This window comes from Microcoleus sp. bin38.metabat.b11b12b14.051, assembly GCF_013299165.1.
In the GTDB taxonomy this organism is placed as follows: domain Bacteria; phylum Cyanobacteriota; class Cyanobacteriia; order Cyanobacteriales; family Microcoleaceae; genus Microcoleus.
Window position 1 is genome coordinate 47,763 of sequence record NZ_JAAFKD010000021.1, and the last position, 14,349, is coordinate 62,111.

Consider the following 14,349-nt stretch of genomic DNA (forward strand, 5'->3'; position numbering starts at 1 on the left):
ACTAATAACTAATGACAACTGACAACTGACAACTGACATGAATCCTCAAACCTTGCACCTGCGACTGACTTGGAAAGATACAAAGACGGGGGATTGTCGCTCTCCGATACTCGAATTGCCGATTGCTTTGGGACGAATTTTTGAAGGTATGCCCGCCACGATCGACGGGCGACGAGTTTCTCGAATTCCCCTCAAAAGCAGTCAAGTTTCTCGGTTTCATGCTGTGATTGCCACCGAAGGCGACAAGATTGTAGTCACTGACACGGGCAGCCGTAACGGTACTTTTGTCAACGGCACCCGCCAAACCCGATGCGTGCTGGCCAACGGCGATATGCTACAAATCGGCCCCTACACGATCGCCATTTCATTTACTGTTAATTCCACAGAAAGCCCATCTGTGAATTCTCACATTTTCTTTAACCCGCAAACCAATGGGCCAGACCCCGCGTTGGGGCCGCAAATTGTGTCGCTTCCTCAAACAAATAGTAGGGAAGAATTTCCGCCGATCGCATTTTTGCAGGCAAATCAAGTGACAATGCGATCGCTCCAATCTATGGGATTCCCTGTTGCAGAAGAAGTTGATTGGGCTGCTGTTGGCGGCGGTTTGGGCAGCTTGATTTGGGTGGATTTGCTGAGAATTTGCGGCGTGAAAGCCGATCGAATTGCGGTTTTGGGTATGGAAGAGCAGCCCTACGCGCGCTACCGCCGTTTGTGCCTGAATTCTCAAATTCCGCTGCGAGAGCGCCTGCGATCGAATTCTGACTCGTGTCCGGACAACATTTGGGGCTGGCCTCCCTACGCTCTGCGGGAAGCTTGGCAAGAATTGCTCAAAGGGCGACTGGGAATATCGCTGAAGTTGATGTGGCAGGTATTTGCCGAACCGACTTTTGCCGAAACCTATACGCCGCACGCCGACAATGTGTTTGATTCGATTGACAGGGAAACTGTGCGTATCGGGTGGAATCAGATGTTTCGCTACGGGAGAGTGCGGGCGATTCGCCAGACAGATGACGGCAGGTACGCGATCGCGTATTCTCGATCGAATGCCAACGAGCGCGATCGAGCTTTTTTAATCGCCAAATACGTACACTTAGCCACCGGCTATCCCGCCATTCAATTTTTGCCCGACTTGCAAGCCTACCGCGAAACAACCCAGGATTTTGAGTCAGTTGTCAACGCTTACGAAAGCCACGACGGCGTTTATGAAAAATTGGAGGCCAGGGGCGGCACCGTGTTAATTAGAGGGCGGGGAATTGTAGCTTCGCGGGTGGTGCAGCGAATTTATGAAGCGCGACAGCGAAATGCCAACATTCAAGTATTGCATTTGATGCGATCGCCCAAACCCCAAGGTAACAAATTCGATCGGGCTCAGAGAAACGTCGAAAATCACTATGAATTTCAACCTTTCAACTGGCCCAAAGCCTGCTGGGGCGGGGAACTGCGCGCACTTTTGGAAACAGCAAAACCGGAATTGCGCCCGCAGTTGCTAGCAGACTGGGGCGGTACTACCACCGCCCAGCGCAGCGACTGGCGGCGGATTGTCAAACAAGGTTTAAGTCAAGGATGGTATCAAATCACCTTCGGCGAAGTCGAGCGAGTCGAGCGCGACAGTCAAAACCGCACGGTGACTTACATTCGGGAGAAGGAACTCAAGGGGCAAATTAAGCTAGAAGCTGATTTTATCATTGACGCTACGGGTTTGGACGCTAAGGTAAAAACCAGCCCTCTCCTAGAGGATTTGGTAATTCAATACAATCTCCCCCTCAATAATTTGGGGCGTTTGAGCGTTAACAACGATTTTGAAGTGCCCGAATTACGCAATGCTTCCCCCAACAATGGAGAAGGGCGGGTGTACACGGCGGGCGCGATTACTTTGGGGGGGCCTTACGCGCCCGTAGACAGCTTTTTGGGCTTGCAATACGCGGCCCTGCGTTCCGTTGAAAGTCTGGCAGCCAATGGAGCTCCGGGTGTTGGGAAATTGAGCATTTGGCGATCGTTCGTGCAATGGTTAAAGTGGATTTTAAATAAATCTCCCGGCTAATTTCAACAAGGAAGAAGAAAAGAGCGATAAAATTCGTTCGTAGTGAGGACTAAAGTCCTCAAAATCTTATAACTTCCGCTTCTATCTACAACCCCAAATCCTAAATCCTAAGTCCCCAATTCAAAATCCAAAATCCCCAATTTAAAATCTAAAATCCAAAATCTAAAATCGAATGACTCCTACCTTATATGGTCGCTGGCAAACTCGGTTACTATTATTTGCAACCATAGGCGTTTTAGTAACCATCCCCTTTTTCATGGGTTTAATTACCTCGAAATCCGGGGCAATATTTTTCTGGATTTTAGGATATGTAGCAATTTTTGGCATCGCTTGGGATGTCTTATATATTTACATCCAGCAGTTTCGCTGGGATCGAGATTGGCCCGGTGCCTTTCAATTAATCGCCGGGATTTGGGAAGCACTATTTATGTTATTTTTGATTGAAATTATCGGTTTGCCCGGGATACCGACAGAAGATTTTGACGTGGGAGCTTTTGCATTACATTACAGTTTAGTGTGGCTGACTATTTATCTGGCATCACAAACACTGATGCGGATTTTCTTTCCCTACTGGCGTTTCCGAGGCGGCCAATGGTTTTAAGTAGGGAAACGGCACGGTGGAGTGTCCGGCGCAAGGCTAATGCTTTTAATAAATGATATAAAGTATGCAAAGAAAGTGTGCATTGTGTACCGCAAACAATTTATAATAACTTTAGTTTAAAATTCCTGGCATCATTCAATGTACCGTTCTCCCTGTATATTCTCCTTTTTTTCCGGTTCAGGATTCCTCGACCTCGGTTTTGAATTAAGCGGCTTTAATGTAGCGTATGTCAATGAAATTTTCCCACCTTTCATGCAAGCATACCGCTACTCTCGGCAGTGTCTGAATTTGCCGTTACCAGAATATGGATACTGCGAAGCAGAGGAAGCAGATATCACTCAACTTGTAGGGGGAAAACCAGCTTCTCGGCTGCGGGAATTAATGCAGGATGCCCGCCAGCATCACGATATTGTGGGATTTATCGCGGGGCCGCCTTGTCCTGACTTTTCTATTGGCGGCAAAAACCGAGGTCAGGAAGGAGATAAAGGCAAACTTTCAGCTTCGTACATTGAATTGATTTGTCAACAGCAGCCGGATTTCTTTTTGTTTGAAAATGTCAAAGGTTTGTGGAGAACAAAAAAGCATAAAGCTTTTTATGACGAACTCAAGCATAAGTTGGCTGATGCGGGATATTTTTTTGTGGAACGTTTAATAAATGCGATCGAATACGGCGTCCCACAAGATAGAGACCGAATTATTTTGATTGGCTTTAGCAAAAATCTTGTCACAAATCTGGGTATTTCCATAGATAAAACTAGCCCAATGTTACCTGAAAGTTTATTTCCCTGGGAAACCCAGCTATTACATCCTAAATCAGACGTTTTTTGTCATCCTTGGTCTAAAAGAAATGCTTTTGTACAAGATGGTTTCTTGCCTTGTCCCGATGGCATTACTCCAGAATTAACAGTTGAGTTTTGGTTCCAAAAAAATGATGTTCTCAATCATCCCAATGCTGAACATTATTTTCAACCTAGAGCAGGTATTAAAAGGTTTGCAGAGGTCGATGAAGGAGATGATTCAAAAAAATCTTTTAAGCGTTTGCACCGCTGGCGGTATTCGCCGACTGCTTGTTATGGGAATAACGAAGTTCACTTGCATCCTTACAAAGTTCGCAGGCTTTCGGTTGCAGAAGCACTAGCTATCCAGTCACTACCAAAAGAGTTTGCGCTGCCGAATAATATGACACTGACTAATATGTTTAAAACTGTGGGTAATGGAGTTCCTTATTTGGCATCTAAAGGTATTGCTCAAACAATTTTTATATTTTTGCATAGACAATATGGTCGTTGAGTTAATTATATTTTTGGTGCGTGAGGCGCGGTTTAAGATTGATTGTCTGTGACGCAAGTTAATCGCCGCGCCTCACACACCATACAGATTGGTGGAATGCCTTTTTCAAATAAACTGAGCCAAATAAAAATTCACCAACGGTTGAGGCGTAGGGTGTGTCGCCTGCGATAAATCTCTACATCAAAATCGACAATCTCATAGCGACGCACCACCAGCTTCTAGGTGTTGTAAACAAACCCCAAAATATATTATTATTGTAGCAATAATTTTTAGCCATGGTATTAATTTCCACTCTTCACGCACCCTACAGGTTGGTGAAAGTTGTTTTTTAAATTAATTAATAAAAATATATGTTTAAAACTGTGGTAATGGAGTTCATTATTTGGCTTCCCAGGCTGTGGCTCAACCACAATATTGTATTTTTGAAGACACAATATTGTGGTTGAGTAATTATATTTTTGGTGCGTGAGGCACGGTTTAAGATTGATTTTCAGTGACGCAAGTTAATCGCCGCGCCTCACACACCCTACAGATTGGTGAAAAGGTTAAAATTTATTATATAATACGCCATAAGGTTGAAAACCTAGATTTTTTATTTTCCTGCAATTCGCCATGACCGTTAAACCCCGCCGCTATCACATCACTACTTTCGGATGCCAGATGAATAAAGCCGATTCGGAACGGATGGCTGGCATTCTGGAAAATATGGGCTTTGAATTCTCGGAAGACCCGAATGACGCTAGTTTGATTCTCTACAATACTTGCACGATTCGCGACAATGCTGAACAAAGAGTTTATTCTAACCTCGGAAGGCAAGCTCATCGCAAGCGCCAAGAACCTGGTTTGACTTTGGTTGTAGCTGGATGCGTGGCGCAGCAGGAAGGTGAAGCGCTGTTGCGTAGAGTGCCGGAATTAGATTTAGTAATGGGCCCGCAACACGCTAACCGACTTGAAGATTTGCTGGAACAAGTTTTTCAGGGAAATCAAGTTGTAGCGACGGAAGCTGTGGAGATTATGGAGGATATTACTAAGCCTCGCCGCGACAGCAAGGTGACTGCTTGGGTAAATGTAATTTATGGCTGCAACGAACGCTGCACTTATTGTGTTGTGCCGAATGTTCGCGGGGTTGAACAGTCACGAATGCCGGAGGCTATTCGCGCTGAAATGGAGGATTTGGGCCGTCAAGGTTACAAGGAAGTGACTTTGTTGGGGCAGAATATTGATGCTTACGGGCGCGATTTGCCGGGGACAAAACCGGATGGCAGCAATCAGCATACTTTGACTGATTTGCTTTATTTTTTGCGGGATGTTCCTGGTGTCGATCGCCTGCGGTTTGCTACTAGCCACCCGCGCTATTTTAATGAACGATTGATTAAGGCTTGTGCGGAGTTACCGCAGGTTTGCGAACATTTTCATGTGCCTTTTCAGTCGGGTGATAATGAGATTTTGAAGGCGATGTCTCGGGGTTATACTCAGGAGAAATATCTGCGAATTGTGGATATGATTCGCCGTTATATGCCGGATGCTTCGATTACGGCTGATGCGATTGTGGGTTTCCCGGGGGAAACGGAGGCTCAGTTTGAGAAGACTTTGAAGTTGATCGAAGATGTGGGTTTTGATTTGGTGAATACTGCTGCTTATTCGCCTCGCCCGGGGACGCCTGCTGCTTTGTGGGAAAATCAGTTGAGTGAGGAGGTGAAGGCCGATCGCCTGCAACGCATCAATCATGTGGTGACGACAACCGCTATGGAGCGATCGCAGCGCTATTTCGATCGCACTGAGGAGGTTTTGGTGGAAGTCCAAAATCTGAAAGATCCAACTCAGGTGATGGGGCGCACTCGCGGCAATCGCCTGACATTTTTTAAGGGCGATATTGCACAATTGGCAGGAAAAATTGTGCGTGTTAAAATTACTGATATTCGCGCTTTTAGTTTGACTGGAGAAATGGTTTCAGTTGACAGTTGACAGTTGACAGTTGGCAGTTGACAGTTCGAGATTAGTTTTTAGTCGGGATTTTAGTCTTGGATGGATGCGGACTAAAGTCCTCACTACGAACCTTTACTGATTAGTTTTTAGTCGGGATTTTAGTCTGGGATGGATGCGGACTAAAGTCCTCACTACGAACCTTTACTGATTAGTTTTTAGTCGGGATTTTAGTCTTGGATGGATGCGGACTAAAGTCCTCACTACGAACCTTTACTGATTAGTTTTTAGTGGGGATTTGAGTCTTGGATGGATGCGGACTAAAGTCCTCACTACGAACCTTGACGCATTGCGTATAAGTTGCTGGAGGCGATCTGAGGTTTGTGGTTGGCGGTTAAATTCGATACAATTTTTATTAACAAAAGAGTGTTTAAATCCATGACAGAAAGTTCTGACTTCGATACACAACAGTCAATTCCCCAAACAACTGGGTTAATAGATGAGCAAGCTGAATTGCCGCAGCCAAACGATCGCGGAGAGTATTCCAGAACCTCCCACCTATATTGGGAAGTGGTAGATACTGACCCCAACGGTCTCAACTGTCGCATGGGCCCGCATTCTATTGAGGAAATAGAAGACCCGGGAAGCAAGATTAATTTAAATATTGCTAGTTGGCCTGTGGTTGGTACTTTGAAACCGGGGCAGAATTTTGAAATCTATCTCGGCCCCAGCGGATTGGGGGTTTTGTACGATTCGCAACATCAACCTTGGTTTTTTATTGAAAAAACTGAGGGTAATGGCGGGCCGAGTAATTGTTTTGTTCCGGCTAAGAGCAGTTTTGTGAAACCAATCCAGCCCCAGTAGCCCCGATCTGATGCGTTAGTTGTGGCGGTTTTCGAGCTTGTTTGTCGATCGCCAATTCTGGTTTGGTGTCGGATACTTCCTGTTGTAGCTGCGCTAACTGCGTGTATATTTGTCAAAAAGTACCGGGAGTATTGAAAAATGACGAAGATGCGGATCGGGCTGCTGTTCGGGGGGCGATCGGGCGAACATGAAGTCTCGATTAGTTCCGCGCGGGCGATCGCCCGCGCCCTTGCTGCTGACGAAAATGCCTCTAAATACGAAGTTCTGCCGTTTTACATCCAAAAAGACGGCCGCTGGCTGTCGGGCGCGACACCGCAACAAGTTTTAGCAACAGGAAAACCCCTGGAAATAGAGTCGCAAACAGGAGAAGCTTGGCAGTTTCCTAATTTTAATGGAGTAGATGTTTGGTTCCCAGTTTTGCACGGCCCCAACGGCGAAGACGGTACTGTGCAAGGGTTACTGAAATTATTGCAAGTTCCTTTTGTCGGTTCTGGGGTTTTGGGTTCGGCCCTGGGAATGGATAAAATTGTGATGAAAATGGCTTTTGCTCAAGCAGGTTTGCCGCAGGTAAAATACATCGCTGTCAACCGTTCTGAAATCTGGTCGAATCCTTGCATTTTTCCCAAACTGTGCGACAAAATTGAAGCCGAGTTGGGCTATCCTTGCTTTATTAAGCCAGCGAATTTAGGTTCGTCTGTGGGCATTTCTAAAGCTCGATCGCGCGCTGAGTTAGAAGCCGCTCTCGACAGCGCCGCCAGCTACGACAGGCGGATCATTGTGGAAGCGGGTGTGGTTGCTAGAGAGTTAGAATGTGCGGTTTTGGGCAACGACAACCCGAAAGCTTCAACGGTGGGAGAAATTAGTTTTCAAAGCGATTTCTACGACTACGAAACTAAATATACTCAGGGACAATCCGAATGTTCTATTCCGGCACAAGTCAGCAGTGCGATCGTCTCCCAAATCCAAGAAATGGCTGTGCGAGCATTTTTGGCTATTGATGCAGCAGGTTTAGGGCGAGTAGACTTTTTCTACGTTGAATCAACTGGAGAAGTTTTGATTAACGAAATCAACACTTTCCCCGGCTTTACAGCTACCAGTATGTATCCCCAAATGTGGGCGCATGACGGTATTTCTTTTCCGGAATTAGCAGACCGTTTAATTCAATTAGCTGTGGAACGACACGGGGAAAAAGCTTGAATCAGCAGCCGCTAACTGTTTGCGTCCAAGGGCAAAAAATAAGTTATTCCGCAGGTAATATATCCATACCAGCGGAAACGATATAACATGGTTGTGGCAGGTACTGCCTGCCAGCAGCCTTATTTCTCCTGCTGGTAGAGCAACTGGGACTTTTTAGCAGCCTGGTATCAGACCATTTTCGATTTCAGATTTGAGATTTGCGATTGGGGATGACTGACTTAGCCAGGGCGTTGGGAGCTGACCTAGATTTGCCTTGTTTTTGAAACAGGTATAATTAAATGCACCGTATAATCGGGAGCCCAGAAGGGCAAATAGCAGCCTCAATCTTATATCTGGCATCTCAAGTTTTAAGTGGGTTAACTTAGATGAGACGTTTGACTAAACTGCCGCCTTGGTGGACTTACGGACTGTTATTTCCTCTAGCGGTACTCAACTGCTGGTTAGCCCTCCTAGTATTTGAATATTTTCGCGCGCTGATTACCGTTTTGGTAGTCGCGACAGTGTTCTCTTTTTTGCTAGATTATCCAGTACGCTTTCTCCGCAGATACGGTTTGAAGCGCGATCGCGCGGTGTTGGCGGTATTATTCTTAACTTTGCTGATCTTGGTGGTTTTGGGTGTCACTCTGGCTCCGATTCTGTTGAACCAAATTACTGAACTCGCCACGCGACTACCGAGTTGGATAGTTTCTGGTACAGAGCAGATTGAAGCATTCCACAAGTGGGCGGAAAATCGCCGTCTCCCCATTGATGTTAGCGGTTTGACTACGCAATTGAGCGATCGACTTTCAACTCAATTGCAGTCTCTCACGGGTGAAATTCTCAAATTTGGCTTGGGTGCGGCCGACAGTCTGGTGAATTTTCTGCTCACCATAGTCCTGACATTTTACTTGCTCTTGCACGGCGATCGGCTGTGGGAAGGATTGTTTAAGTGGTTTCCCTCCAAACTGAGCCTGCAATTGCGGCAGTTGCTAGCGCGAAGCTTCCACAACTACTTCGTCGGCCAAGCAACTTTGGCCGGTTTAATGGGATTGTCAATGACTGTGGCTTTTTTAATTTTGCGAGTTCCTTTCGGATTGCTGTTCGGTTTGGGTGTGGGGGTAATGACAATGATTCCCTTCGGAGCGCCTTTCAGCATTTGCGTTGTCAGTTTGCTGATCACATTAAACAATTTTTGGCTCGGAGTCACGCTTTTAGCTGTCGCTACAGTCATCGAGCAAGTAATTGAAAGCGGGGTGGCTCCTCGATTGTTAGGGGGTTTTATCGGTCTCAATCCCGTGTGGATTTTAGTGTCGCTGTTAATTGGGGTGAAGGTGGCGGGAATAGCAGGTTTGTTAGTTGCTGTACCGATGGCTGGTTTTATTAAAAATACTGTTGATACTTGGGAAACTTCCAAGAACAAGTCGATGGAAATGGATGCTATTAGTTCCATTGAACCGGCTGAATTATAAAATTGTCAACTCCGTTTAAATCTCAGATTTAAACGGAGTTTTTTGTGTCTACTTGGACTTAGCTTTAGCAGCTACTTTAGCTCTAGGCTTTACAGGTTTTTTGGTTGCTACTTTAGCTCTGGGCTTAGTGCTAGCGGCTTCTACTGTCTTAGTTGCGGGTTTGCTGGTAGCGGCTTCTGCTGCTGGCATTCCCGCAGTGCCTACAATGCCGGATAACAGTGCACCGAGGGCGAGGGCAGTTGCTACAAAAGACTTGCCAAAATTAAAATTCATAGTAGATGACTCTGATTGAGGTTTCAGAGCAGGCGATGCTAATAGTACCAGATATTTCTATCATGTAATCTTCGTTAGATTTTTCCTTGGTGCGGGAGTTCTCGTGGCGCCAAAATTCGTTTTTACACGCTCGATCGCTACAGCTTGGGACTGCTGCTGGTGAGGCGAAAAATCAGGCTGAAGGTGGGGTTGTGGAGTCGGGATGTCCATGCTGTGAAAATTGAGCGTGGAAATGCGGAATATCCGGGGAGCCTGACGTAGTTTATATTATCGCAGCTTGCAGCAGTTTGGCGATCGCGCGATCGCCCCGATGTAATCCATCATTTGCCTGCTACACTCCGGTTTCTACCCCACCCTGTAGGGTAAATCCCACCCCAACCGCCCGCAGCGGTCAGAAAGACTTGAATTAAAATTAAAGAATCTTGAGTTCTCGGTGAATTTAAGTCAATTAATTTAAGTGATTTACAGTAGGTGCTAAAAATGCCAAAAAATAATTATAACTCCCACCCATTATCCCACCAAATCAATACTATGTCAAACAAAAATATGCCTGCTACCAATCTGCCTTCTCGCCGTCTTTCCTTGCCGAAAAAACTGGCTTTTTTATCCTTGGTTTTGCTCGGCTCCACCGCAACAGTTGGGTGCAACGGCCTAAGTTCTGCCCAAGTTCCTGGAAGTTCTAACGCAATCAAATCAGAACCTGCAACAGCACCAATCTCAGCATTGCCTGCCAATATACTGCCGAATCAAGATGCTAATTTTGTGACTAAAGTTGTGCAGGAAGTCGGCCCGGCAGTGGTACGTATCAATTCTTCTCGCACGGTAAAAACTCAACAGCCTGATATTTTGGACGAGCCGTTTTTACGCCGCTTCTTCGGCCCAGATTCTCCAACGAGCCAACCGGAAAAGCAGGTTCAGCGGGGCTCCGGTTCGGGTTTTGTGTTTGGTTCCGACGGTCGCATTTTGACTAACGCTCACGTTGTTGACGGCGCGGATACGGTGACAGTTAAATTTAAGGACGGCCGCGAATTGGCAGGCAAAGTTTTGGGGGTAGATACAGTTACTGATGTGGCTGTTGTTAAGGTTGAAGCTACCAATTTACCTGTGGTAAGTTTGGGCAAATCTGAAGAGTTACAGCCGGGAGAATGGGCGATCGCGATCGGCAATCCCCTCGGTTTAGATAATACCGTCACTGTGGGGATTATTAGCGCCACAGGCCGCTCTAGCGCCGATGTTGGCGTTCCCGACAAGCGCGTTAGCTTTATTCAAACCGATGCTGCAATCAATCCCGGCAATTCCGGCGGCCCGTTGCTGAACCAGCGCGGTCAAGTTATCGGCATGAATACGGCGATTATTCAAGGCGCCCAAGGGTTGGGTTTTGCGATTCCGATCGATCGAGCACAACAAATTGCCAACCAATTAGTCACAGCAGGAAAAGCCGAACATCCCTATCTCGGCGTTCGGATGTTGGGCATTACTCCCGAAGTCAAGGCAGAATTTAATAAAAATCCCAACCCCAAATTGAGGCTGACTGAGGATAAAGGCGTGTTAGTTTTGGGAATTGCCAAAGATTCTCCGGCGGCACAAGCTGGGATTCGTCTTGCTGACGTGATTAAGAAAATCAACGGTAAAGAAGTCAGCGATGCTGGCAGCGTACAGCAAATTGTCGAGAATAGCAAAGTAGGCACCAATCTGGAACTTGAGTTGAGCCGCGGCGGACAACCTGTTACTGTGGCAGTGAAAGCTGGTGCTTTTCCAGCAGCCGACAAGCAGCAGTAGAATTTAAACTTTGAGTTGGTAGTCTGCTTGGGAACGGGCAAGATGCCCGTTCCACAACAAGAGAGTAGAATTATTGTGGGGTCGGCCTTATAGCCAGCCCACAATTTTTATATTATGGACTTCTAGCCCTGATTTGTGATTGAGAGGTGAAAAAATGGCTCACATCAATTTGCGCCGTCCCGAAAATATCAGCGGTAATTTTTATGTAGACAGTAGCTGCATAGACTGCGATACTTGTCGGTGGATGGCCCCGGAAGTCTTTACTAAAGCTGGAGAACAATCTGCGGTTTACCACCAGCCAACAGACGAAATCGCTCAAATACGAAGTTTTGCGGCTCTTTTGTCTTGTCCGACAAGTTCGATCGGTACTGTAGAAAAACCGAAAATTATTAAAGAAGTTCAGGAACTTTTACCCGCATTAGTAACCGAAAATATCTACCACTGCGGCTACCACTCAGAGAAATCCTACGGTGCAGCGAGTTATTTAATTGTCCGCCCCGAAGGAAACATTTTAGTTGATTCTCCTCGTTTTGTGCCGCCGCTAGTCAAAAATCTCGAAGCAATGGGCGGAATTCGCTATAAAAACCATGCTGAGAACCCCGGTCTTTTAAGCCGGGGATGAAAGCTAGGGGAAGCTTTTAAGCTGCAATTACTATTTTCCATTTTGCTGCTCGATATACTTGCGAACAATTTCAGTCGAGACATTGCCAACACTCCCAACAAAATAACTAGGAGTCCACATACAAGGCAGTTTTAGCAATTGCGGGAACTCATCTCTTAGAAGCTTTGCTGACCTGCCTTTAATTCTTCGCATTACGTCCGAAGCTGAATCGCTCGGCTTGATGTTTAGCAGCAAATGAACATGGTCAGGCATTATTTCAACAGCGATTAACTTCCATCGATTTTCTACAACAAGCTCAAAAATGATTTCTTGAAGCCGTTCTGCGACCTTTTGGGTTAGCACAGGGCGGCGACGCTTTGGAACAAAGACAAAGTGATAGTTAATCATCGACACGGCATTTCCTTCGTGCCGATACTCCAAGTCTGTTTTTGATAAACTAGCCATAATTTTGTATCTGTAAGTTGTATTGAAGACAATTGTAATAGATAATAGCGACAGGAGGTTAAGCAAATATGTTTGGATGCCAACAAGTTTTAATCAAGCCAGATCAAGAGCTTCAGGCGATTCTAGAGTTCATTTGTGGCGAAGCAAACAAGCTACATAATTGTGCGGTTTACTACGGTCGTCAGATGTATTTCAAGGCTCATCAGTTTGTCAGACCTTTTGACCTAATCAACAAACTGAAACGCAATCCCCATTACGGCGCGTTATGTGCTCAAGCCGCGCAACAGGTTTGTGGCGCTGTAGGAGAATCCATTAAGTCCTACAAGGGCTTGATTAAGCTGTTTCAAGAAGGCGGTTTAGAGCATCGTCCGAAGCTCATTAACTACCGCGAAAAAGACGGGCTTCATCTCATTGCCTACCCAAAGCAAGCACTGGGAAAGAAGTTGCTGGACGGTCAAATTGTTATCCCGTTAGGGCAAAAAGTTCAAGCTTGGTTTGGGTTGAAAAACTTCAAGCTGGCAATGCCAGCAAACCTTGAGTATTCAGAGATTCGAGAACTCAGAATCTTGCCGCGCAATGGCTGCTTTTATGCTGAGTTCGTCTACAAAGTTCGAGCGATTGACGTGACACTCGATCCGTTATTAGCGCTGGGGATTGATCCAGGGTTGAACAATTGGCTGACAATAGTGAGTAATGCAGGAACGTCAATGATTGTGGACGGTTTGCATCTTAAGTCTTTGAATCGCTGGTATAACAAACAAGTTTCAACCCTGAAGGACGATAAGCCCCAAGGGTTTTGGTCTAAGCGATTAGCCGCCATTACTGAAAAGCGAAATCGGCAGGTCAGAGATGCTGTTAACAAAGCTGCTCGACAGGTCGTCAACCACTGTTTGGAGAATCATATTGGCACAGTTGTTTTTGGCTGGAATAAAGCACAAAAAGACAGCGCCAACATGGGCAAAAAAACCAATCAGAAGTTTGTGCAGATTCCCACGGCTAGATTAAAGACCCGTATCGCCCAATTGTGCCAACAGTATGGGATTCAGTTTGTCGAAACTGAGGAATCATACACCTCTAAGGCTTCGTTTGTCGATGCTGACTTGCTACCTACGTTCGGTGAAAAACCCGAAGGGTGGAAGGAATCGGGCAAACGGACAAAACGCGGATTGTATCGAACTGCTCAAAACTGGTACATCAACGCAGATTGTAATGGCGCTGCCAACATTCTGCGTAAAGTAAGCATGACGCTGGGGTTAGACCTTAGCCGAGTGTCTAGGGGCGCTTTGACTCGTCCCACTCGGAGTCATATCTGGGTGACAGTTCAAAGGAAAAGCGGAGAGACACGGCTTTGACTCCTGTCTCCTAGCAGCCTTTGGGAATCCCCGTGCATTTATGCCGGGGAGCAGTCAATTGTACTTGACTCACCGCGACGATGTAGCCGACCATCAAAAATATCGCGATCGTTTTGGGTGCGATCGCATTCTTCATGCTGACGAAGTTAACGCGGATACTCGCAGTGTAGAAATTCAATTATCCGGCAGCGAACCGCATCAAATAGCTGAGGATTTGTCTATTGTACCTGTTCCAGGCCATACGAAAGGTCACACTGTTTTGCTGTACAATCACAAATTTTTGTTTAGCGGCGACCATCTAGCATGGTCGGACAATTTCCAGCAGCTAATTGGCTTTCCTACTGCGTGTTGGTATTCTTGGCCAGAACAAATCAAATCTATGCACAACTTAGCTAATTACTCGTTTGAATGGGTTTTGCCGGGACACGGCCGCAGGTATCATGCCGATCGAGAAACCATGGGCGAACAGATGCGAAAATGTATTGCTTGGATGGAGGCTTATTGAATAGGGCTTG

The 14,349-nt window shown here is 46.1% G+C and carries 11 protein-coding genes and 2 pseudogenes; 11 read left to right on the plus strand and 2 right to left on the minus strand.

Going from position 1 to position 14,349, the window contains the following annotated elements; translation table 11 throughout:
- The first annotated feature begins 37 nt into the window (after positions 1–37).
- The 7 genes from QZW47_RS20900 to QZW47_RS20930 all read left to right on the plus strand — a co-directional run bounded on the left by QZW47_RS20900 (position 38) and on the right by QZW47_RS20930 (position 9,364).
- On the plus strand, positions 38–2,041 hold the full coding sequence (locus QZW47_RS20900; protein WP_293130755.1) for an FHA domain-containing protein: 2,004 nt from the start codon (positions 38–40) through the stop codon (positions 2,039–2,041).
- Between the two features lie 172 nt (positions 2,042–2,213).
- Positions 2,214–2,642 (plus strand): hypothetical protein, encoded by a 429-nt coding sequence (locus QZW47_RS20905; RefSeq protein ID WP_293130758.1) that lies wholly within the window; start codon positions 2,214–2,216, stop codon positions 2,640–2,642.
- A gap of 138 nt (positions 2,643–2,780) precedes the next feature.
- On the plus strand, positions 2,781–3,932 hold the full coding sequence (locus QZW47_RS20910) for a DNA cytosine methyltransferase (RefSeq protein ID WP_293130761.1): 1,152 nt from the start codon (positions 2,781–2,783) through the stop codon (positions 3,930–3,932).
- Positions 3,933–4,544: 612 nt separating this feature from the next.
- Positions 4,545–5,897: a tRNA (N6-isopentenyl adenosine(37)-C2)-methylthiotransferase MiaB gene (gene miaB, locus QZW47_RS20915; protein ID WP_293130764.1), complete on the plus strand. Its 1,353-nt coding sequence runs from the start codon at positions 4,545–4,547 to the stop codon at positions 5,895–5,897.
- A gap of 396 nt (positions 5,898–6,293) precedes the next feature.
- Positions 6,294–6,719, plus strand: a complete 426-nt coding sequence (locus QZW47_RS20920; RefSeq protein ID WP_293130767.1) for a hypothetical protein — start codon at positions 6,294–6,296, stop codon at positions 6,717–6,719.
- Between the two features lie 138 nt (positions 6,720–6,857).
- Positions 6,858–7,916 carry a D-alanine--D-alanine ligase family protein gene (locus QZW47_RS20925; protein WP_293130770.1) on the plus strand — a complete coding sequence of 353 codons (1,059 nt, stop codon included), beginning with the start codon at positions 6,858–6,860 and terminating at the stop codon, positions 7,914–7,916.
- A gap of 365 nt (positions 7,917–8,281) precedes the next feature.
- Positions 8,282–9,364, plus strand: a complete 1,083-nt coding sequence (locus QZW47_RS20930) for an AI-2E family transporter (RefSeq protein WP_293130773.1) — start codon at positions 8,282–8,284, stop codon at positions 9,362–9,364.
- 48 nt (positions 9,365–9,412) lie between these two features.
- Here QZW47_RS20930 and QZW47_RS20935 read toward each other — a convergent pair whose 3' ends face one another.
- Positions 9,413–9,637 carry a hypothetical protein gene (locus tag QZW47_RS20935; protein ID WP_293130775.1) on the minus strand — a complete coding sequence of 75 codons (225 nt, stop codon included), beginning with the start codon at positions 9,635–9,637 and terminating at the stop codon, positions 9,413–9,415.
- A 531-nt stretch (positions 9,638–10,168) separates the two neighbouring features.
- Between QZW47_RS20935 and QZW47_RS20940 the strand changes: the two genes are divergently transcribed.
- Both QZW47_RS20940 and QZW47_RS20945 read left to right on the plus strand, forming a co-directional pair.
- Entirely contained in the window at positions 10,169–11,416 is a 1,248-nt protein-coding gene (locus QZW47_RS20940) for an HhoA/HhoB/HtrA family serine endopeptidase (protein ID WP_293130777.1), read from the plus strand.
- Positions 11,417–11,570: 154 nt separating this feature from the next.
- Positions 11,571–11,996: pseudogene (locus QZW47_RS20945) on the plus strand (ferredoxin); the annotation flags it as partial.
- Positions 11,997–12,068: 72 nt separating this feature from the next.
- Here QZW47_RS20945 and tnpA read toward each other — a convergent pair.
- Positions 12,069–12,482 carry an IS200/IS605 family transposase gene (tnpA, locus tag QZW47_RS20950; protein ID WP_293130780.1) on the minus strand — a complete coding sequence of 138 codons (414 nt, stop codon included), beginning with the start codon at positions 12,480–12,482 and terminating at the stop codon, positions 12,069–12,071.
- A gap of 68 nt (positions 12,483–12,550) precedes the next feature.
- Between tnpA and QZW47_RS20955 the strand changes: the two genes are divergently transcribed.
- Together QZW47_RS20955 and QZW47_RS20960 are read left to right on the plus strand one after the other, a co-directional pair.
- Positions 12,551–13,834, plus strand: a complete 1,284-nt coding sequence (locus QZW47_RS20955) for a transposase (RefSeq protein WP_293130783.1) — start codon at positions 12,551–12,553, stop codon at positions 13,832–13,834.
- Positions 13,835–13,892: 58 nt separating this feature from the next.
- Positions 13,893–14,339, plus strand: a pseudogene (locus QZW47_RS20960) (MBL fold metallo-hydrolase); the annotation flags it as partial.
- Positions 14,340–14,349: the final 10 nt, after the last annotated feature.